The organism is Pseudochrobactrum saccharolyticum (genome assembly GCF_008801715.1).
GTDB classification, from domain to species: domain Bacteria; phylum Pseudomonadota; class Alphaproteobacteria; order Rhizobiales; family Rhizobiaceae; genus Pseudochrobactrum; species Pseudochrobactrum saccharolyticum.
On sequence record NZ_VZPG01000001.1, the window covers coordinates 1233279 to 1254101 of the forward strand.

17 protein-coding genes and 1 pseudogene are annotated in these 20823 nt (G+C 51.5%); 3 read left to right on the forward strand and 15 right to left on the reverse strand.

The genetic code is table 11. The annotated features are described in order from the left end of the window. Window positions 1-17: 17 nt before the first annotated feature. The 3 genes from F7P81_RS05470 to F7P81_RS05480 form a co-directional block, all read right to left on the reverse strand. Window positions 18-1064 carry a PstS family phosphate ABC transporter substrate-binding protein gene (locus F7P81_RS05470; RefSeq protein ID WP_022709188.1) on the reverse strand — a complete coding sequence of 349 codons (1047 nt, stop codon included), beginning with the start codon at window positions 1062-1064 and terminating at the stop codon, window positions 18-20. Between the two features lie 205 nt (window positions 1065-1269). Continuing rightward, complete coding sequence (locus F7P81_RS05475) at window positions 1270-2343, reverse strand: AI-2E family transporter (protein WP_246176055.1); 1074 nt, start codon at window positions 2341-2343, stop codon at window positions 1270-1272. Window positions 2344-2609: 266 nt separating this feature from the next. Beyond that, entirely contained in the window at window positions 2610-3458 is an 849-nt protein-coding gene (locus F7P81_RS05480) for a DMT family transporter (protein WP_022709186.1), read from the reverse strand. 684 nt (window positions 3459-4142) lie between these two features. On the opposite strand from F7P81_RS05480, the gene F7P81_RS05485 reads away from it, so the two are divergent. Beyond that, a complete protein-coding gene (locus F7P81_RS05485) occupies window positions 4143-5465 on the forward strand; it encodes an MFS transporter (RefSeq protein ID WP_075653963.1) in 1323 nt (440 codons plus the stop codon). A gap of 42 nt (window positions 5466-5507) precedes the next feature. On the opposite strand, the gene guaD is transcribed toward F7P81_RS05485, so the two are convergent. The 4 genes from guaD to F7P81_RS05505 form a co-directional block, all read right to left on the reverse strand. After that, window positions 5508-6830, reverse strand: coding sequence for a guanine deaminase (gene guaD / locus F7P81_RS05490; RefSeq protein ID WP_246176035.1), 1323 nt, complete (start codon window positions 6828-6830; stop codon window positions 5508-5510). Window positions 6831-6883: 53 nt separating this feature from the next. Beyond that, window positions 6884-8116: a urate hydroxylase PuuD gene (locus tag F7P81_RS05495; protein ID WP_151158800.1), complete on the reverse strand. Its 1233-nt coding sequence runs from the start codon at window positions 8114-8116 to the stop codon at window positions 6884-6886. A gap of 94 nt (window positions 8117-8210) precedes the next feature. After that, a complete protein-coding gene (locus F7P81_RS05500) occupies window positions 8211-9395 on the reverse strand; it encodes an aminotransferase (protein WP_151158801.1) in 1185 nt (394 codons plus the stop codon). Window positions 9396-9443: 48 nt separating this feature from the next. Further along, window positions 9444-9917 (reverse strand): YbaN family protein, encoded by a 474-nt coding sequence (locus F7P81_RS05505; RefSeq protein WP_151158802.1) that lies wholly within the window; start codon window positions 9915-9917, stop codon window positions 9444-9446. 800 nt (window positions 9918-10717) lie between these two features. On the opposite strand from F7P81_RS05505, the pseudogene F7P81_RS05510 reads away from it, so the two are divergent. Both F7P81_RS05510 and F7P81_RS05515 read left to right on the forward strand, forming a co-directional pair. Then, a pseudogene (locus tag F7P81_RS05510) lies at window positions 10718-11005 on the forward strand (septal ring lytic transglycosylase RlpA family protein); the annotation flags it as partial. Window positions 11006-11250: 245 nt separating this feature from the next. Continuing rightward, window positions 11251-11880 carry a transglutaminase-like cysteine peptidase gene (locus F7P81_RS05515; RefSeq protein ID WP_151158803.1) on the forward strand — a complete coding sequence of 210 codons (630 nt, stop codon included), beginning with the start codon at window positions 11251-11253 and terminating at the stop codon, window positions 11878-11880. 27 nt (window positions 11881-11907) lie between these two features. Here the strand turns inward: F7P81_RS05515 and F7P81_RS05520 are convergent, their stop codons facing one another. The 8 genes from F7P81_RS05520 to dnaK form a co-directional block, all read right to left on the reverse strand. Next, entirely contained in the window at window positions 11908-13443 is a 1536-nt protein-coding gene (locus F7P81_RS05520; protein ID WP_151158804.1) for a YifB family Mg chelatase-like AAA ATPase, read from the reverse strand. Between the two features lie 128 nt (window positions 13444-13571). Next, the gene (gene gshB, locus F7P81_RS05525) at window positions 13572-14513 is read right to left on the reverse strand and encodes a glutathione synthase (RefSeq protein ID WP_151158805.1); all 942 of its coding nucleotides are present in this window, start codon (window positions 14511-14513) and stop codon (window positions 13572-13574) included. A gap of 101 nt (window positions 14514-14614) precedes the next feature. Further along, the gene (locus F7P81_RS05530) at window positions 14615-14908 is read right to left on the reverse strand and encodes a DUF1330 domain-containing protein (RefSeq protein WP_028233483.1); all 294 of its coding nucleotides are present in this window, start codon (window positions 14906-14908) and stop codon (window positions 14615-14617) included. A gap of 22 nt (window positions 14909-14930) precedes the next feature. Further along, window positions 14931-15650, reverse strand: coding sequence for an orotidine-5'-phosphate decarboxylase (pyrF, locus tag F7P81_RS05535; protein WP_374828034.1), 720 nt, complete (start codon window positions 15648-15650; stop codon window positions 14931-14933). A 67-nt stretch (window positions 15651-15717) separates the two neighbouring features. Continuing rightward, window positions 15718-16278, reverse strand: coding sequence for an NADPH-dependent FMN reductase (locus tag F7P81_RS05540; protein WP_151158806.1), 561 nt, complete (start codon window positions 16276-16278; stop codon window positions 15718-15720). Between the two features lie 131 nt (window positions 16279-16409). Further along, window positions 16410-17009 carry a phospholipid N-methyltransferase PmtA gene (pmtA, locus tag F7P81_RS05545; RefSeq protein ID WP_028233481.1) on the reverse strand — a complete coding sequence of 200 codons (600 nt, stop codon included), beginning with the start codon at window positions 17007-17009 and terminating at the stop codon, window positions 16410-16412. A gap of 200 nt (window positions 17010-17209) precedes the next feature. Continuing rightward, a complete protein-coding gene (dnaJ, locus tag F7P81_RS05550) occupies window positions 17210-18355 on the reverse strand; it encodes a molecular chaperone DnaJ (RefSeq protein ID WP_022709399.1) in 1146 nt (381 codons plus the stop codon). 390 nt (window positions 18356-18745) lie between these two features. Beyond that, entirely contained in the window at window positions 18746-20653 is a 1908-nt protein-coding gene (gene dnaK, locus F7P81_RS05555; protein WP_151158807.1) for a molecular chaperone DnaK, read from the reverse strand. Window positions 20654-20823: the final 170 nt, after the last annotated feature.

Sequence of the window (20823 nt, forward strand, 5' to 3'; positions counted from 1 at the left end):
ACCCGGACATATTCAAATTATTTAACCTGCATTACAGTACCGGCTGCAAATGCATCGCGCTGTTCTTTGCGCTCCGCTTCCGGTGCCGGAACCAGACCATAGTCTGCCAGCGGGCTTTCATCACCAATCATCTGATCGGAAAGGAAGAATTCCACATATTCTTTCAGACCAGGGATCACGCCCAGATGCGCTTTCTTCACGTAGAAGAACAGCGGACGGGAAACCGGATATTCGCCTTTGGCAATGGTTTCAACGCTTGGAACGATATCGTTCACAGTTGCAACCTTCAGCTTGTCAGCATTGTTTTCATAGAAGGACAGGCCGAATACGCCAACGCCGGTTTTATTAGCGCTGATACGGGCGAGTGTTTCGCTGTAGTCACCGTCAATATCAACAGCCTTGCCGTCTTTACGCACAGCGATACAGGTCTTGGCAGCTGCCTTGTCATCTGCACCACCGGCTTTGATGACTTCCAGCGCGCCGCTTTCTTTACAACCGTCAGCGAGCAGCTTTTCTTCGAAAACTTCACGGGTACCGTGCTTTTCGCCCGGAATGTAAGCAGCAATATCCCAATCCGGCAGAGCGGCGTTAACCTGATTCCATTTGGTGTTCGGATTATCTACCAACTTGCCGTCTACAACGATTTTCGCTGCAAGAGCCTTGTAAACATCAACCGGAGCCAGCTTCCAGTCCGGACCGTTAATGTCGGTTGCGAAAACGATACCGTCATAACCGATGCGTACTTCCTGAACATCTTTTACACCTGCATCGATGCAGGACTGCAGTTCAGAAGACTTCATTGCGCGGGATGCATTGGCGATATCGATTGTGTTTTCGCCTACACCTTTACAGAAGTCTTTGATGCCTGCGCCCGAACCGCCGGATTCAATAACAGGGGTTTTGAAATCCGGATAGGTTTCGCCGAAAGTTTCAGCAACGATCTTGGCATATGGCAGAACGGTTGACGAACCGGCAACCTGAATCTGGTCGCGAGCCTGAGCGGCAGTAGCACCGGCTACAGCAGCAATTGCCAATGCAGCAGTCGTTGTAATCAGCTTGTTCATAGGAGCAGCTCCAGTTAGAAGAATGAGGTAACGTTTTGGACGTTACCAGCCATCTACGCGCTCTATATAACAGCTATATGACACTAATATTACAGGTTTGTATCAGTGCTCAATTCAGCATTTTATAATAAAAAAATGCAGTTTCCCGAACGACCAATACAGAGCCAAAAAATTCAGACCTTGAAAGCAAAATGAAAACAATCGGTTAGGATGGCTTCGCTTTTTCCTCACCGGTTTCGTTCTCATCTTCTGTGGTCTGCGCCGACAAGAAATTGCCCACATGGCGCAATGTTTCAAAGTGGTCACAGAAAACTTTTATGACAACCAGAAGCGGCACCGCTATCAGGGCGCCGATGAAGCCCCACAGCCATGACCAGAAGGCAACGGCTACAAAAACCGCAACCGTATTCAGTTCAAGACGCCGGCCGATAATGGTCGGTGTCACAATCTGCCCTTCGAGAATATTACAGGCCAGCACAAAAGCCGGAGCCAGCATGGCATAGGCGATCTGGTCAAAGGACACGATGGCAATGATCCCGACCACGACAATTGTCGTCAATGCGCCGATATAGGGCAGGAAATTAAGCAGCGCCGCCATCACACCGAAGACAAACGGTGTCGGCATCCCCAATGCCCACAGCCCAAGACTGATTGTCAGTCCCAAAAGCCCGTTAATAACCGTGATCGTCAGCAGATAGCTGGAAATAACCTGTTCCACATCATAGACGACACGCAAAGCCCGCTTCTTTTCGCTCAGCTTGCCAAAAGACTGGATGATCTTTTCATAGAACATGGTTCCCGAGGCAAGAATGAACAGTGTCAGGATAAATGTCACTGCAATTGTCGTGCCGCCTGACAAGACATTGCCCGCAGCCTGTGAAAGAATGCCGGGCTGCGCCAGCGAAACTGTCTGCACTTTCGGGTCTTGTCCCATTTGTGCGACCTGATCGACTTGCTTGCTGATATTAAGTAAATGTTCTGCCGGTGCGCGCAAACGGTGCAGTTTCTCTGTCAGCTCCCGCCCGATCTCCGGTGCTTCACTCACCATTTCCGTAACCGGCCCGCTTAAAAGATAGCCGGTCACTCCGATGAAGGAGAAAGAAAAGACCACAAGCAGAGTGGCCGAAATAGCTTCGGAAATGCCGAGTCGTTTTTTGGAGAAACGGACAATCGGTGTCAGCATCAGCGCCAGCAAAATGGCCAGCGTGACCGGCATGAAAAAATCCCGTGCAAAATACAGCGCATAAACCAGCATCATCAGAAAAATACCGGTCAGCATTGCGCGGCCTGTACGCACATATTTCGTCAGATTTTGCAGATTTCCGCTTTCAGGCAAAGGATGCGCCGGATAAATCAGCTCATTTTCAGCATCGGATATCGACGTCTTATTATCATGCGGCATCTGCATCCGCCTCCCCCTCATTCCTATGCGGATTATTCCCGCTATGCCGGTAAATTAAGGGAGACAGCAATGCCGTCAATATAAAGCGATAAATATAGTCCGCCAGCCGGCATGATCCGGCTGGTTCAAAGCAAAAGCATATCTTAATTCAGCACCAGCCAGCCGGAAATCAGGATGACGACAGCACCGGCCAGCATGTGAATTTCCACCGGAGCGTTAAACAGTAATGCCCCATAGAACAGTCCCCAGATAATCTGGCTATATTGAACGGGCGCAACAATCGCGGCAGATCCCAGACGGAACGCTTTAACAATCATCGTCTGCGCAAAAGCAATCAGCCCGCCGCCGAGAAGCGCCAGCCCCAGATCCTGCCACTGCGGTGTAATCAGGCCGTTATAAAGCGCCAGCAATCCGGCAAAACAGGACTGGACAATCAGCAGAGCAACAACCAGCGCCTTATCGGACTCATCGCTTTTGGCACGGCGCAGCAAAACCTGCGCAATGGCGAAAAACAATGCCGAACCCAAAGCGGCCAGATGCCCCGCAGACAATGGTGCCGCGCCCGGCTGCAAAATCCAGATCACACCGGCGAAGCCGAGAAGAACGCCGAACCAGCCCCGCAAGGAGAGGCGCTCTCCCACCATGATAAAAGCGACAATCGCGACAAAAATCGGGGACAAAAAGCCCAAAACATAGGCTTCAGCCAGCGGCAAAGCCGAAAACGCATAATAGATCAGCAGCGTATTCATCGACAACAACAACGCACGGCCAAAGGCCAGTTTTGGATAAACCGGCAGCAAACGCTTTGCCTGCCCGCTGAGACAGCCATGAACAACAATGAAGGACAGAGCAAAAACGGACAGCAAAAATGTTGTCTCATAAACACCGATGCGGGCGCTCAGTGTTTTGACAATTGTATCCGCCCCTGAAAATGCTGTGAAAGCAATAAAGGCGATCAAAGCTGCGCGGAGATTATGCGTTTGCGTATTCATATTGTCACTGCCGTAAAGGTGCCTGGCCTTAAAAATATGGGGCCATAAATGTGCGGGTTTTCGGAGAGTATTCCGGCAGACTGGCGCTCCCCACACTCAGCCCCCTTCACATTCAGCATGTGACGTCAGATCAATTATCGGCACCAAAGCATAGTCTGAAACATAAGGCTCTGTTGCGAGCGCGACGTTACTGTTTCTTTTGAAGAAAGCAAGAGAGCTGTTTCGATTTCAACAATGGCCCGTATCTATTCTTATCAGCAGCTTTGCAGATGCAATTTTATAACATTTTAAAACTCTCATACGCACGAAACTTTCAAGCATTTAAAGAATACAAGCCAATGCCTCATAAATTGCCCGCCAGCCAGTAGACAAAACCGATTTATCGGCATAGGCCGTTTACGTTAAAGTCAAAGAACCTCTCTGTTCAGGCATTTTTCAGGCTGCATCTCCCGATCAGTCAGGCTGTAGTTAAACACATGGTCTGGCTCTGTGCGCCGGATAATATCTGCGGCAGCAGAGTGTTTTTCGTTTCCTTTTTAGAGAACGGCAACACCGGATAAAGCGTATCGCCTGAAACAGAACGGATAAACGTGTCTCCCAAGACGTTTCCGTTTTCAGTTTCTCAGGCCGATATTTCGCTTTGCAAAATCCGGTTTTGCTTTTTGGTGTAAGATTGGATTTGAAATGTCGCCTAAAGACAATGCTTCACCGGCTCATTCGCCGGCGCCGGAGCTCGACCGAAAAACCCGCATAAAATCTATTCTCGGCGGTTCTGCCGGTAATCTTGTTGAGTGGTATGACTGGTATGTCTATGCTGCTTTTACGCTTTATTTTGCGCCTAAATTCTTCCCGTCAGGCAACCAGACAGCCGAGCTTCTGAGTGCTGCTGCCGTGTTTGCAGTCGGCTTCCTGATGCGCCCGATCGGCGCATGGATCATGGGTATTTATGCCGACCGCAAAGGCCGCAAAGCCGGTCTGACCCTTTCTGTTACGCTGATGTGTATCGGCTCGCTGATTATTGCAGTGACACCGGCCTATGAAACAATTGGCGTTATGGCTCCGGCATTGCTGGTTTTTGCCCGCCTGTTGCAGGGTCTGAGTGTGGGTGGTGAATATGGCGCCAGCGCCACTTATTTGAGCGAGATGGCTGGCAAAAGCCGTCGCGGTTTCTTCTCCAGCTTCCAATATGTGACCCTGATTGCCGGTCAGCTGACCGCACTTGGTGTATTGCTGATCCTTCAGCGTCTTCTCACACCGGAACAGCTCGGTGAATGGGGCTGGCGTATTCCGTTCTTCATCGGCGGTCTGCTGGCGATCTTCGTATTCTGGGTTCGCCGTGGTCTTGTGGAAACAAAATCATTCGATAATGCCAAAACCAGCGACAAGCCACGCTCCAGCGGTTTTGCCCTGTTCAAGCATTATCCGAAAGAAGCCTTCACCGTTCTGGCACTGACAGCCGGTGGTACGCTGGCATTCTACACATACACAACCTATCTGCAGAAATTCCTCGTCAACACTTCCGGTTTCAGCAAGGAATCCGCCAGTGAAATCACGGCGCTCGCGCTGCTGATCTTCATGCTGATCCAGCCGCTGGCCGGCGCGCTTTCCGACCGCGTTGGCCGCAAGCCGCTGATGATCGGTTTCGGCGTGATGGGCGTGCTGTTTACCTATCCGATCTTCTCCACCCTCTCGACAACAACCAATCCATATGTGGCTTTCGGTTTGTCGCTGGCAGGTCTGATTATCGTGACCGGTTACACCTCGATCAATGCGGTGGTGAAGGCAGAAATGTTCCCTGCACATATCCGTGCGCTTGGCGTTGCTCTGCCTTATGCGCTGGCCAATACGATTTTCGGTGGTACCGCTGAATGGGTAGCGCTGAAATTCAAACTCTCCGGCTATGAAACATGGTTCTTCTGGTATGTGACAATCATGATCGGTCTTTCGCTGATTATCTATATCCGCATGAAAGAAACCCGTGATCACAGCCTGATCCACGAAGATTGAGAATAATGAGCCGGCCGGAAATCACTTTCCGGCCGGTTTTCTTTAAACTGCTTTTACAGGGTGACCAGCCACATAGGTTTCCACAATCGCACGGTCATCCCCGAGTGTCTGCAACAGGAACAATTCCTGCGCCAAATTGGAACCCGCATCCATACGCAGCCGCATCGCAGATGTGGCACGACTGTCCAAAATCACGAAATCCGCTTCTGTACCCGCATCCAGCGTACCGATCCTGTCTTCCATCGACAGTGCCCGCGCATTGCCCAAAGTCATCATATAGAATGAACTGAGCGGATTGAGCCGCTGGCCACGCAATTGCAGCACTTTATAGCCCTCATCCAGCGTTTTCAGCATCGACCAGCTGGTGCCGCCGCCAATGTCTGTGGCTACGCCAATACGCACACCGGCATCACGCAAACCGTCGCGGTCAAACAAGCCGCTGCCGAGAAACAGATTGGAAGTCGGGCAGAACACCGCCACAGACCGGCTATCAGCCAGCACCTTCACTTCCCGCTCAGACAAATGAATGGAATGCCCGAGCAAGGTCTTATCTCCGAGCAGGCCATAATGCTCATAAATGCCGGTATAATCCGGTGCATCGGGATAGAGCGAACAGGTAAATTCAATCTCGGCATGGTTCTCAGACAGATGGGTCTGTACGTAACATTCCGGATGCTCACGCACCAAAGCCTGCGCCGCCTCAAGCTGCGCCGGTGTTGAAGTAATCGCAAAACGCGGCGTAATCGCATAATCCAACCGCCCTTTGCCACGCCAGCGGGCAATCAGCGCCTTACTGTCATCATAGGAAGATTGTGCCGTATCGCACAAAGCGGCAGGTGCATTGCGATCCATCATCACCTTACCGGCAATGTTGCGCATATTCAGCCGCTCACTGGCGCGAAAAAATACATCCACACTTTGCGGGTGCACAGAACCATAGGCCACAACAGTCGTGGTGCCGTGACGCAATAATTCATCAATAAAGCGTTCGGCAATATGCTCACCGAATTGCTCATCAGCATATTTCTGCTCTTCGATAAAAGTATAATCATTGAGCCAGTCCAGCAGTTCTGCCGCGTAAGACGCAACCACTTGGCTTTGCGGGAAATGGATATGTGTATCAATAAAACCGGGCAGGATCAGATGCGGGCGATGATCGGTTTCCGGTGTGTCCGCTGATTTTTGTGCCGCAACGGTCGCATAATCACCGACGGCTTTAATTAACCCGTCTTCAACAAGCAGTGCGCCGTCTTCATGATAGATATAAGACGCTGTATCGCTGATATCCTGCGGTTCATTGATAAAACTCAGAACACGCCCGCGGATAAGACGCTGATTATACTTTTGTGTCATATTCACAGACATGAAAATACCCTCGCTGAAAAGCAGAAATAATCAATATTACAACATCGTTTTGATCAGGGTTTAGAAGCTGAAGCGGTCTCATACCAGCGCCGCAACAACAGACGCTCCTCCGCACTCATACCGGTGAGATTGGCAGGCGGCATGGCATGGGAGCGCGCTGCATTGAGATAGATTTCTTTGGCATGGGCAGCGATCGCAACATCACTGTCGAGAATGACACCCTTTGGTGGTACCAGAATACCCTCCCATGACGGCTCCGCCGTATGGCACATGGAACAACGCCCCAAAACCGTATCGCGCACCGTCGCAAATTCCGGCGTATTGATGTATTTTTGCTGGAGTGTCGAGGCTTGCGCCTCTCCGGCATTATCCAGCTGTTTCGGCTCGGTGGAAAGCCACATAATCACGATAAACAACAGAACAGTTGCCAGCCATGTCCAAGTCGGACTGCCTTTGCGCGCGTGACGGGTATTGAACCAATGGCGGATTGTTACCCCCATCAGAAACACCAGCGATGCAATAATCCAGTTATATTTCGTGCCGAATGCCAGAGGATTATGGTTCGACAACATCAGGAAGATAACCGGCAGCGTCAGATAGTTATTATGGGTGGAACGCTGCTTGGCGATCACGCCATATTTGGGGTCAGGTGTGCGTCCGGCAATCAGATCCGCGACCACTTTCTTCTGGTTCGGAATGATAATCATGAACACATTCGCGGACATGATGGTGGCGGTGAAAGCGCCCAGATGCAGGAAGGCCGCGCGTCCGGTAAACAGCTGCGTATAGCCCCATGCCATAAGAACCAGCACAAAATAGAGGATCACCATCAATTGGGTGGTATTGCGCCCGAGCGGAGATTTGCACAACAGATCATAAATGATCCAGCCACCGGCAATGGAAGCCAGTGAAATGATGATCGCCGTGGTGCGGGAGACATTCAGCACCTGCGGATCAATCAGATAGAGATCAGCACTGCCGTAATAGACAATGGCCAAAAGCGCAAAGCCTGACAGCCACGTGGCATAGGATTCCCATTTGAACCAGATCAGGTCTTCCGGCATCCGCGACGGTGCCACCAGATATTTCTGAATGTGATAGAAACCGCCACCGTGAACCTGCCATTCCTCACCATAGGCACCGGGCGGCAGATCGGGCGCTTTGCGCAAGCCCAGATCAAGAGCAATGAAATAGAAAGATGAGCCGATCCACGCAATTGCGGTGATAACGTGGAGCCAGCGGGCAGCAAAGCCAAGCCAGTCCCACGCGATTGCCAGTTCAAACATGCATTCCTCCCCGATATGCAGCAGACCGTCTGCCACTATAGGGGAAGAATCAGCTTAAGCGCCAGATGGTTATATGCGGCACAATGAACAGCAGTTAAAACCGCAGCGCAGCTACACGTTCCGGCAGTTTCGTAATGGTTTCCGCATCCACATTGGCAAAGGCAAAGCGCAGGAAGTCCTGTTGCCCTGCACCAAAATAAGCGCCGGGAATGGTGATAATCCCGCAGGTCTTTGCCAGTTTCTCTGACACAGCCGCAGATTCCACTCCTTTGAATGGATGGCGGACAAAGGCGAAATAGGCGCCTACGGAAATGGCTTCCCAGCCTTCCATTTGCGCAATTGCACTACGCAAAGCCTGTGCCCGATGCGCAATTTCGCGGCGGTTTTCATTGCGCCATTCAGTCAGCGGTTCAATCGCCTGCGCAATTGCGGCCTGCGGCGGCAAAGGCGCACAAATCTGCAGATTGTCCATGATCTTAGCAATCTCGCCAATCACAGCTTCCGCCGCAATAATTGCACCAAGGCGATGCCCCGGAATACAGAAGGATTTGGAAAAGCTGTAAAGCTGGATCAGATAATCATTCCAGTCAGCCTCATCGAACAAATGATGTGGCACGGCATCGGCATCTTCGAGAAAATCGCGATAGGTCTCATCGAGAATCAACCATGTGCTATTGGCGCGGCAAATCTCATAAATCTGCTTCAGCACATCTGCTGAATAAACAGCACCAGTCGGATTATTCGGCGTGACCAGCGCCAGAACTTTAATACCGGCATGCAGAACCTGTTTCAGTTCCTGCGGATCAGGCACAAAACCGTTCTGCGCACGGCATGGCATCAGCTCCAGCTTGATACCGAGCATCGCCAGCGAAGTTTCATGGTTGAAATAGAGCGGATTGCTCAGCATCACCGTATCACCGGCACCAGCCAGCGCCATGACGGCTGCGATAAAAGCCTGATTGCAACCGGCAGTAATCTGCACCTGCGCTGCATCGAGTTTGGCTTTATAAAGCTGGCTGACATGCGCGGCATAGGCTTCACGCAGCGCCGGCAGACCTTCAATCGGCCCGTAATTGGCAAAAGCTTTAGAGGATGCCGCTTCACCGGAAAGGCGCAGCATTTCATCATGGGGCGGATAGCCCGGCACAGCCTGTGACAAATCAATCAACGGTCCCAAAGCACCGTCATAGGCCTGCGCCCATGCTTTGACAGCGGGAATTGGCGGTAATGATAAAGCAGAAACTGCCGGATTAATCCGCGGCGCAGCATTGTCACTCATAATAGGCTCCCAGATAATTGAATCCGGCAACACCCTCAGCGCCGGATTTTACTCCTCTGGTCGGGATACCACATAGTAAGCACAAGCCAACATAAAAAGCGCAACGCCTGCGCCTAAATATAATCCGGGCTGGGCGCTCCAGAGAAAAATCGCATAGCCGATCATCATACCGCCGCAAGCGAATTTCTTGGCACGACGCGGAATCGCCCCGCGATCCCGCCATTTAATCACCAGCGGACCGAATTGCGGATGTGCCAGAATGCGCTTTTCAAGCTTGGGTGATGAGCGGGCAAAAAACCATGCTGCCAGAATAATGAAGATTGTCGTCGGCATCACCGGCAGAATTGCACCGATAATCCCCAATCCCAGCATCAGAAAACCGAGACACAGATAAAGAAAGCGTTGCGGACCGGACAGAACAACCGCTTGAGCAGGCGTCTGCTCTTGCTGCACGCTCTCCGGTGTCGTGACCGGCTTTAGCTCAGGCCTGCTCTGGGAATGATCCGATGGAGGAAGCGACATAATACGATCCGATATAATCTTCTGTTCCGGCTTTTGCCTGCCAACGTTTGCTTATCAACGTTTTCCGGCTGAGTTTGCACGTTTTTCAGCAGCAAAACCATCCTCCCCGATTCTGCCTGCCGGTCTTATTGTGCATCCAAAAACGCCTGTATTAAGCTCTAAACCCAAAAGGTGAGACAAGCAATCAGCTTTCAAAAACGTGATCACCGGCCAAAATCACAATTTCGCCACAATATTTACACCTTGGCGGAAAGCTTTTTAAACTTGGCCTGCAAACACAGATTGTACCGGCCGCCCCTTGGACTCAGTCTTGAATCCGAAAATAAACATGTCCAGTTCTTGAAATGCGATCAGACGCAGAGTCATATTTCCATAAAAATAAATAATGACAAATACATTTTCGATTCATAAAAGACAAACTTGAAAATATAAAAGTCTTAACTCATAATATATACTCAATATAACGAAATTTTACAGATTGTTAACCTAAAATTCAATCCAAAATATATTCCATTTGCGACCATTTCAGCGCCACATTTACATTGCAGTTGAGCGCCTGAACTTCTGTTACTTCAGATTATTGATAACGACAGACCGGATGACTGACTGCAATTTATCAGCATTCTGCGCCCGCGCTCTGACACAACCGTCGCGCCCGATATTTTGTACACTGATTGTACAACCTCCGGCTGCTGACACCGGTACGACCTATGACGACGATCCGCACCAAGCGCCTGCCTGCCCTCTTTGCATTTTCCGCCGCTGTCTTTTTAATTTCTGCTTTTTCCAGCAGTCAGGCTGAAGCTGCTGCTGCCAATTGCGGCCGCGCCTCCTGGTATGCACTGACATCAAAAACCGCATCAGGTGAACGCATGAATCCGGCAGGTATGACTGCCGCACACCGCACCCTGCCGCTCGGCAGCAAAGTCCGTGTGACCAATCAGAACAACGGAAAATCGCTCGTGGTACGGATTAACGACCGCGGCCCGTTCATCAAAGGCCGTGTTCTGGATCTTTCCAAAGGCGCAGCGCAAAAACTCGGCTTTGTCGGCGCAGGCCATACCAAGGTTTGCTACAACAAGCTGTAATCAACGCCGAAGCATTTCCTGTTCATCCTGAAACACCGGAAATGCTCTGCCTGTTTGCTTTCACGCATTTCCGGTCGCAAACCGGTTTCCGCTTTTTCGGGAATATTAAAGGGGCAAAACTGCCCCTTAATGCTTGTTAACCATTTCTTAACAAACTCGGGCGCAGCGCGCCCCGCACAATTGACTCTTACCTGTTACCGATATTAACATTTCGTTAATAAGTAGCTGTGGCTGAGGCGTTGTGTATGTTCAGTTTTGTAAAATTTAAAAATCTGACACTGTCAGCCGCAGGCTTGGTAGCAAGTTTGGTATTGGCGTTTGGCTCATCAGCACTTGCAGCCCAGACAGGCAGCCCGTTCATGGCAACCGGCGGTTTGACATCACAGCCAATCGGTCATTACGAATTCTGCAAACGACTGCCAACCGAATGCAATGTTACTTCTGCGCAGACAGCGCCGGTCAAGCTCGATCAGGCAACATGGGCGAAAATTGTTCAGGTCAATATTGAAGTCAACGCGCTGATCCAGCCAATGACTGATATGGAAATCTATGGCGTGGAAGAATACTGGACTTATTCGACTACTGTCGGCGATTGTGAAGAATATGTCCTGCTCAAGCGCCGTGAACTGGCCAAAGCCGGTATTCCGCTGAGTTCATTGCTCATCACTGTTCTGCGTAAGCCGGACGGTGAAGGTCATGCGGTTCTGACCGTGCGTACAGATCGCGGTGATTTCATTCTCGATAATCTGACCGATGCCGTGAAAAACTGGCAGGAAACCGATTATACCTATCTCAAGCGTCAGGCTGCGAACCATACCGGTCGCTGGGTTTCCATTGAAACTCCGGGCAATCTGGTTGTCGGGGCTGTTAAATAAGCCAGCAGCGTAATATAAACGACCTGGTCAGGCACTAAGCATTTCCGTCGATGTGCGATAGGAAACAGCCTCAGCCACATGTGTGCGCTCCACATGCGCCACCGCATCAAGATCAGCCAGCGTACGTGCGACTTTCAAAACACGATGATAGGCACGCGCTGACAGTCGCAATTTCTCACTCACATCATAAAGCAATCTGCGTCCGTCATTGCTGACTGCGGCTACCTCCTCAAGAATATTGGGCGGACAGGCCGCATTGGTCATAATATGCGCCATACCTGATTGCCTGTAACGCGCCTGCTGGATTTGCCGCGCCTGCGCCACACGTTGTGCAACGGAAGCGCTGCTTTCCGCCGGCCCCGTTAAGATCAAATCTGAAGGTTTAAGCGCCGCTACGTCCACACGCAGATCAATACGATCCAGCAATGGCCCTGATATCCGCGCCTGATAATCGCTGCGACAACGCGGCCCCCGCGCACAAGTAAAGCCCGGTTCTCCCGCCATACCGCATTTGCACGGGTTCATCGCCGCTACCAGCTGAAACCGTGCCGGATAGCTGATGCGATGATTGGCACGGGCGATCATACATTCACCTGTTTCCAAGGGCTGACGCATCGAATCCAGCACCTGCGGAGAAAACTCCGGTAATTCATCAAGAAACAGCACCCCGTGATGAGCCATAGATATCTCGCCGGGCTTGGCTTTATGCCCGCCGCCAACCATTGCCGCCATTGATGCCGAATGATGCGGGCTGCGAAACGGCCGCCGGTCTGTGAGCCTGCCGCCGGATAACGTGCCGGAAACTGAGGCAATCATTGAGACATCGAGCATCTCCCGCGGCGACAAGGGCGGCAATATCCCTGGCAGGCGCTGCGCCAGCATCGATTTGCCCGAACCCGGAGGACCGACGAACAGCAAATTATGGTTGCCCGCAGCGGCCACTTCCAGAGCACGCTTAGCCGTCTCCTGCCCCTTCACATCCGCCAGATCAGGAAACATCTCCAGCCCCTCCGAAAAGCTTTGTATGGCCGGTTGCGGACGGGACAATACCTGTGAGCCACGAAAATGATTGGCCAATGCGATCAGACTGCGTGGATTGAGGATCGGCATGTCCGCATCCGCCCATGCGGCCTCCGCCCCGCAAGCCTGCGGGCAGATCAATCCCAGATCATGCATATTGGCGGTTATCGCTGCGGGTAGCACACCGGCAACCGGCGCGATTGTGCCATCCAGCGCCAGTTCTCCGAGCACGACAAAGGATTGCAGACAATCTTCCGGTAGCGCACCGACCGCTACCATCAGCCCCATGGCAATCGGCAGATCATAATGCGAGCCTTCTTTGGGCAAATCCGCCGGTGCCAGATTGATGGTCACTTTCTTCACCGGCATTGACAGGCCGGAGGCATGGAGTGCCGCCTGCACCCGCTCACGGCTCTCAGCCACAGCTTTATCCGGCAAGCCGACAATCGACATGCTCATCTTGCCCGGTGCAGCCATTACCTGCACATCAACAAGCTTGGCCTCTATGCCCTGAAAAGCAACTGTACTGACCCGTGCAATCATTTCATGCCCCCACCCGATATATCATTTTAAGCAGGGGAAATGCGCAACATCAACAAACAAAAACACCGGAACTGCAAATGAGTTTCCGGTGTTTTATTAATTATATCAATTAGTTATAAAGATGAAATTTAAGCGCGCTTGGCTTCAACCACATCCCAGAACAATTGCGCAATATCCGCACCGCCGAAGCGTTTAATCTCGCGGATACCGGTTGGTGAAGTCACGTTAATCTCGGTCATGTAATCACCGATCACATCAATACCGACCAGAATAAAGCCGCGTTCTTTCAGCGATGGTCCGATACGCGCGCAGATTTCTTTCTCGCGCTCTGTCAGATCAGTCGCTTCAGCACGACCGCCGACATGCATATTGGAACGGGCATCACTCTCCGCAGGTACACGGTTGATTGCCCCCACCGGCTCACCGTCAATGAGGATGATACGCTTATCGCCGGAGCGCACATCTTTCAGATAACGCTGGGCAATAAACGGCTCGCGATACATCTGCTCGAACATTTCCAGCAATGATGTCAGATTGCGGTCATCTGTCGTCAGATGGAACACGCCTGCGCCGCCATTGCCATAAAGCGGCTTGATGATGATATCGCCGAATTCCCTGCGGAATTTGAGCACTTCCTGCAAGTCTTTAGTAATCAGTGTTTCCGGCATCAGATCCGGAAATTCTGTGACAAAGATTTTCTCAGGGCTGTTACGCACCCATGCCGGATCATTCACCACCAATGTCTTCGGATGAATACGCTCCAGAAGATGGGTTGTGGTGATATAGTTCATGTCAAAAGGCGGATCCTGACGCAGCAGGATAACGTCCATTTCCGACAAATCCGTATGCACGGCTTCACCGAGTGTGAAATGATCGCCTTCAATATCACGCACCTGCAACGGCTCCAGAGCCGCGCTGACAACACCATCACGCATCGACAGGCGATCCGGTGTGTAATGATAAAGCTCATGGCCACGCTCTGCTGCCGCAAGGCACAAAGCAAAGCTGGTATCACCCGCGATACGAATGGAATTGATATGGTCCATCTGAACCGCAATTTTCAAAGCCATGGTGCCCTCTGTCTCATAATTTCAGTAACTGCTACGCATATTTAATACAAAATACCGGCCAGTAAAGGCCGGTATTTATAATGCTAACTACATTAATGTGATCAGGCTGCATTGCCTTCAACAATTATAACCTCACCATCGGCAACAGTCTGACGAATTGCCACAGCTGCCTGATATTCCGGTGAATTATAACAATCCAATGCATGCTGCATGCTCGGGAATTCAATGATGACATTACGCGCGCGTCCCTGCCCTTCTACCGCATGGGCAGCGCCGCCACGCGCAATGAAATTGGCACCGAAGCGCTCAAAAGCGGGCTTGGCTGTGCTGATATAATCTTTGTAACGCTCAGCATCACGCACATCGACACGGGCAATCCAGTAAGCTTTCGTCATCATTTACTCCCATTCATGATTTTCACACAGCCGCAGCCATTTCTTCCAGAATGCTCTGTGCCGCCGCTTTACGATCTGCAGCACCGACAATCGGACGCGCCACAACCAGATGGCTCGAACCGGCGCGAAGTGCATCTGCCGGTGTCATCACACGTTTCTGGTCACCGGCTTCACTGCCCGCAGGACGGATACCCGGCGTGACAATCGCCATATCCGGCCCGACTATTTTACGGATAGCGGCCGACTCAGCGGCAGAGGCTACAATACCGCCCATACCTGCATCACGTGCCTGCTGTGCACGACGCAACACCAGTTCTTCCGGTGACATAGTGTAACCGGCCTCCAGCATATCCGCCTGATCCATTGAGGTCAGCACAGTCACACCAAGCAGGCAGAGGTCTGAGCCTTTGGCAGCTTCCACAGCGGCACGCATCGCCTTCGGATAGGCGTGCAGCGTCATCATGGTCACACCGCGCTTGGCGATATTTTCCACGCCTTTGGCGATTGTATTGTCGATATCGAGCAGTTTCACATCAAGAAAGACTTTTTTGCCCATTGAAAGCAGGCGTGAAGCAAAATCCAGACCGCCACCCTTTGCCGTTTGCGAAAACACCAGCTGGTAACCGATTTTATAGAACGAAACCGTATCGCCAAGTTCCTCAACGATCTTTTCCGCTGCAATTACATCCGGCACATCAAGGCCAACGATCAACCGGTCGCGCACGCTGCTCACATCCATCATCTGTCTCCGCACTTCATTCTGATCTGAAATTTATCCCTCATCGCACAACAAGCGCTGAGTGAAAAGATCAGATCTTGCTGATAAGGCTGCGACAGACACGGGCAAGGGTCTGCGCCGTGCGTTCATCGCGCAAAGCGCCGTCTTCATTGAATGCCTGATGGGCATGGGGAACAGAACATTGTTCGGAAATAATCTGGGTATTGAGCATCATCATAACCGAGCGCAGATGATACAGACCGCGCATACCGCCAAATCCGCCTGGTGAAGACGAACACAGTGCCACCGTCAGATGCGATGTCGGCTGATACGGCTTACCACCATCTTCATGAATGCGGCTGATCCAATCCAGCGTGTTTTTCAGCAAAGGCGGGATTGAGGAATTATATTCAGGCGAAGCAATCAGCAGGCCTTTATGCGCCGCAAACAACCGTGCAAGCTTATAAGCATTTTCCGGAATGCCCTCTTCCGCTTCCAGATCCTGATCCATAATCGGCAACGGATAATCTTTGAGCGAAATATAGGTTACGTCTGCGCCCTGCCGCGTCAGTTCCTGCACGGCAGCTCCGGCAAGCTGACCGCTATAGGCATTTTTACGGGTGGATCCGGCAAAAACGAGAACTGAGGACATAGGGCTGATCCTTTCAATGACGGCAAAACAAATAGTCAGAACATCACTATTTAGCGCCGCATATAAAAAAGCAACGCCGCATCAACATTCTGATACGGCGTTCTGTGCTGCATTCTACGGTTGGTCGTAAGCTATACCAGAATCCGGCGATAAACCCACAGGCGCGCAGGCGGCAAATTGCGCAGAATAAAATCGAAACCTTCGACACTATAGGCACCGCGCCCGACCGGCAGCGGTGAAACCGGCCCGTAAGAAATCTGCATCACCGGACGGCCGGCAGGAATACGGGTCAGCAAATCGCCAAGAAATGCCAGTCGTTTTTCCATCGGGAAATTAAGCAGCGGCACAGCGGAAATCACGCTGTCAAACTGCTGATCCCGCGCTTCACCAAGCACATTATCAAGATCAAAGGCATCGCCCTGCAGGAAGTTCACACCTGCATAAGTGCTCTGCAAATGGTGGAAAAACTCAGCCGAATATTCAACTGAATACAGGTTCTGCGGCTCAATTCCGCGCTCAAGAATGGCTTTGGTAATCACACCGGTGCCGGGTCCCAGTTCCAGAACCGGCAGCCCCGATGACGGGTTAACAATGCTGGCCATGCGGCGTGCTGTAACACCACTTGTCGGCAGGATGGCACCGACAGCTTTCGGCTTATCGATCCAGCCTTTGAAGAAGCGAATCTCTTCATCGAATTTTTGTGCAAGTTTCTTTGGTATCAGCCCAGCCATCAAATACTCCCATATGTCGCCAGCAGACAAAGAATTGCCGCGTTTCGCGGCGGAAGCAAGGCAAAAACGGAGAGAGATGATATTTTTCTTCGTGAGCCCCATAAAATAGGGCGCATAAAAAAAGCGGCATTTACATGAAATACAAATGCCGCTCCGGTTATTTTCTGCAATAAAAGCGCTCAGAGCATAATTTTAAAGCTCTAATCGCGGATACCTTCAAAGAATTCTTTCATCCGCGAGAAAAAGCCGGTCGATTGCGGGCTGTTTTCCTTTGACGAAATCTGCTCAAACTCTTCGAGCAATTCACGCTGACGCTTGCTCAGATTCTGCGGTGTTTCAATCGCAATCTGGATATAGAGATCACCCGTTGTCTGCTGGCGCAGCACCGGCATGCCCTTACCCTTGAGGCGGAACTGTTTGCCGTTCTGGGTGCCTTCCGGCACTTTCACACGGGTCTGCGTACCATCAAGCGTTGCCACTTCAAACTGACCGCCCAGAGCGGCTGTCGCCATCGAGATCGGCACTTTGCAATAAAGGTCTGATCCGTCGCGCTGGAAGAATTCATGCGGCTTGATCGACAGGAAAATATAAAGATCGCCGCTCGGTCCGCCGCGTGTACCGGCTTCACCTTCACCGGTAAGGCGAATGCGTGTGCCGTCTTCAATCCCTGCCGGAATATTGACCGACAGATTGCGTTCCTGACTGATACGTCCCGCACCGTCACATTTCGGGCACGGATCTTTAATCATCTGGCCACGGCCGTTACAGGTGTGACAGGTACGCTCCACAGAGAAAAAGCCCTGCGCCACGCGCACACGACCGGCGCCGCCGCAAGTTGTACAGGTAACCGGCTGTGTGCCTTTCTTGGCACCGGTCCCCGTGCATTCCTCACAGGAAATAGAACCCGGAACACTGATCTGTGCCGTTTTCCCGGCATAGGCTTCTTCGAGCGTTACTTCCATATTATAGCGCAGATCGGCACCGCGCTCACGGCCGCCGGAGCGACGGTTGCGACCGCCGCCCATAACATCGCCGAAAATATCCTCGAAAATATCAGCAAAGCCACCGGCACCAAAACCGCCGCCGCCAAAGCCACCAAATCCGCCGGCACCGCCGCCGCCATTTTCAAAGGCTGCATGACCGAAACGGTCATAGGCCGCACGTTTTTGCGGGTCTTTCAGCACGTCATAGGCTTCGCCCAGCTCAAGAAATTTGCGCTCTGCTTCCGCATCATTCGGATTGCGATCCGGATGATATTGCATTGCCAGTTTGCGATAGGCCGTTTTAATAACCTTATCATCCGCAGTTCTGACAACGCCGAGCGTTTCGTAGTAATCCACTTTCATAAACCATTCGTCCCGATGGCTGTTGTCTGATGATGCCGCCCCGATCAGAACATTTTCAGACAGTCATTGAAGGTTGTCGCAGCCCTAGAGCGTGTCGCGTTTAATCGTATCCACGGCTCTCGCTCTAACGGTTTGTTTTACGCATGTCTTAAACCCAAAACCGGTACCCACTTTTGGGAGACATGCTCTAGTTTTTAACAAACCAATATCCGGCGCTGACCTGTTCATCCCGTCCGGTTTATGTGGTGACACCGCAAACCGATGTCCAGAGACGGGTAAATTCATATGCCCTGAATTTTGCATTTTGCCGTGAAAGACATGCAAAACCGCAGGCAACTGAATGGACAAAAGCCCGGCACTAAGCCGGGCTTTGCCTTTCAACCTGATAAATCAGGATTTCTTTTTGTCTTCGTCGATTTCTTCGAAATCGGCGTCAACAACATCGTCCTTATCAGCGCGGGCATCAGCGGCTTCATCGCCACCTTCTTCAGCCTGTGCTGATTCATACATAGCCTGACCAAGCTTCATGGAAGCTTCAGCAAGGGTCTGTGTTTTCGCTTTGATGTCTTCCGCATCATCGCCTTCAACAGCGGTTTTCAGTGCAGCAAGAGCTGTTTCGATCGCAGCCTTGTCATCACCGGAAACTTTATCGCCATAGTCTTTCAGCGACTTCTCGGTCGAGTGGATCAGAGCTTCAGCCTGGTTCTTGGCTTCCACAGCTTCACGGCGTGCCTTATCGGCATCCGCATTGGCTTCCGCATCTTTGATCATCTTCTCAATATCAGCATCGGACAGACCGCCGGATGCCTGAATACGGATCTGATGTTCTTTACCGGTGCCTTTATCTTTCGCGGTCACGTTCACAATACCGTTCGCGTCGATGTCAAAAGTCACTTCAATCTGCGGTACGCCGCGTGGTGCAGGCGGAATGCCAACCAGATCAAACTGGCCGAGCATCTTGTTGTCTGCAGCCATTTCACGCTCGCCCTGCGAAACGCGGATCGTCACAGCCGACTGATTATCTTCAGCGGTCGAGAAGGTCTGCGATTTCTTGGTCGGAATGGTTGTGTTACGGTCGATCAGACGGGTGAACACACCACCAAGTGTTTCAATACCGAGCGACAGCGGTGTTACGTCGAGCAGCAGAACGTCTTTAACGTCACCCTGCAGAACACCGGCCTGAATAGCAGCACCCATCGCAACCACTTCATCAGGGTTCACACCCTTATGCGGTTCCTTGCCGAAGAAAGCTTTAACAACTTCCTGAATTTTCGGCATACGGGTCATACCACCGACCAGCACAACTTCACTGATTTCACCGGCTTTGAGGCCAGCGTCGCGCAGCGCAGCTTTACATGGTTCAATGGTGCGCTGAACCAGATCATCCACCAGGCTTTCAAACTTCGCACGCGAAAGTTTGATGGCAAGGTGCTTAGGACCGGTTGCATCAGCGGTAATGAACGGCAGGTTGATTTCGGTCTGCTGAGCAGAAGACAGTTCGATCTTCGCTTTTTCAGCAGCTTCCTTGAGGCGCTGCAGAGCCAGCTTGTCGTTCTTCAGATCAATGCCCTGCTCTTTTTTGAATTCTGCTGCCAGATATTCAACCAGACGCATGTCAAAGTCTTCACCGCCGAGGAAAGTGTCACCATTGGTGGACTTAACTTCGAACACGCCATCGCCGATTTCGAGGATGGACACGTCGAATGTACCACCACCAAGGTCGTAAACAGCAATGGTTTTGGCTTCGCTCTTATCAAGACCATAGGCCAGAGCCGCAGCGGTCGGTTCGTTGATGATACGCAGAACTTCCAGACCGGCAATCTTACCGGCATCTTTGGTTGCCTGACGCTGAGCATCGTTGAAGTAAGCAGGAACTGTAATAACAGCCTGTGTTACATTTTCACCGAGATAGGATTCAGCGGTTTCCTTCATCTTCTGAAGGATCATCGCGGATACCTGCGAAGGCGAATATTTCTTGCCATGGGTTTCTACCCATGCATCGCCATTGTCGCCCTTAACGATCTTGTACGGTACGAGATCTTTGTCTTTGGTGACCATCGGATCATCAAAGCGGCGGCCGATCAGGCGCTTAACAGCAAACAATGTGCCTTCCGGATTGGTAACAGCCTGACGTTTCGCAGGCTGGCCAGCGAGACGTTCGTCACCATCGGTAAAAGCAATAATCGAAGGCGTTGTACGTGCACCTTCAGCATTCTCAATGACCTTCGCAGTCTTACCGTCCATAACGGCGACGCAGGAGTTGGTCGTTCCCAGATCGATACCAATTACTTTAGCCATATTTATTCTTCTCCATTCAGCGAACTGCCGGGACCTCTGCCGAGCATTCCATGTGGCAGCCCCTATCGGGTTTTTGACAAAACGAACCGGCTTTTAAACGCCTGATCGCCACGAGTCGAGGGGTATATAAGAAGGGGGGATTTTCACTGCAAGCCACAAGCCCGCGGTTG

Coding starts and splice junctions, on each gene's coding strand:
- F7P81_RS05470 (WP_022709188.1), bottom strand. CDS start 1,064: ATGAACAAGCTGATTACAACGACTGCTGCATTGGCAATTGCTGCTGTA.
- F7P81_RS05475 (WP_246176055.1), bottom strand. CDS start 2,343: ATGCTGACCGGTATTTTTCTGATGATGCTGGTTTATGCGCTGTATTTT.
- F7P81_RS05480 (WP_022709186.1), bottom strand. CDS start 3,458: ATGAATACGCAAACGCATAATCTCCGCGCAGCTTTGATCGCCTTTATT.
- F7P81_RS05485 (WP_075653963.1), top strand. CDS start 4,143: ATGTCGCCTAAAGACAATGCTTCACCGGCTCATTCGCCGGCGCCGGAG.
- guaD (WP_246176035.1), bottom strand. CDS start 6,830: ATGTCTGTGAATATGACACAAAAGTATAATCAGCGTCTTATCCGCGGG.
- F7P81_RS05495 (WP_151158800.1), bottom strand. CDS start 8,116: ATGTTTGAACTGGCAATCGCGTGGGACTGGCTTGGCTTTGCTGCCCGC.
- F7P81_RS05500 (WP_151158801.1), bottom strand. CDS start 9,395: ATGAGTGACAATGCTGCGCCGCGGATTAATCCGGCAGTTTCTGCTTTA.
- F7P81_RS05505 (WP_151158802.1), bottom strand. CDS start 9,917: ATGTCGCTTCCTCCATCGGATCATTCCCAGAGCAGGCCTGAGCTAAAG.
- F7P81_RS05515 (WP_151158803.1), top strand. CDS start 11,251: ATGTTCAGTTTTGTAAAATTTAAAAATCTGACACTGTCAGCCGCAGGC.
- F7P81_RS05520 (WP_151158804.1), bottom strand. CDS start 13,443: ATGATTGCACGGGTCAGTACAGTTGCTTTTCAGGGCATAGAGGCCAAG.
- gshB (WP_151158805.1), bottom strand. CDS start 14,513: ATGGCTTTGAAAATTGCGGTTCAGATGGACCATATCAATTCCATTCGT.
- F7P81_RS05530 (WP_028233483.1), bottom strand. CDS start 14,908: ATGACGAAAGCTTACTGGATTGCCCGTGTCGATGTGCGTGATGCTGAG.
- pyrF (WP_374828034.1), bottom strand. CDS start 15,650: ATGATGGATGTGAGCAGCGTGCGCGACCGGTTGATCGTTGGCCTTGAT.
- F7P81_RS05540 (WP_151158806.1), bottom strand. CDS start 16,278: ATGTCCTCAGTTCTCGTTTTTGCCGGATCCACCCGTAAAAATGCCTAT.
- pmtA (WP_028233481.1), bottom strand. CDS start 17,009: ATGGCTGGGCTGATACCAAAGAAACTTGCACAAAAATTCGATGAAGAG.
- dnaJ (WP_022709399.1), bottom strand. CDS start 18,355: ATGAAAGTGGATTACTACGAAACGCTCGGCGTTGTCAGAACTGCGGAT.
- dnaK (WP_151158807.1), bottom strand. CDS start 20,653: ATGGCTAAAGTAATTGGTATCGATCTGGGAACGACCAACTCCTGCGTC.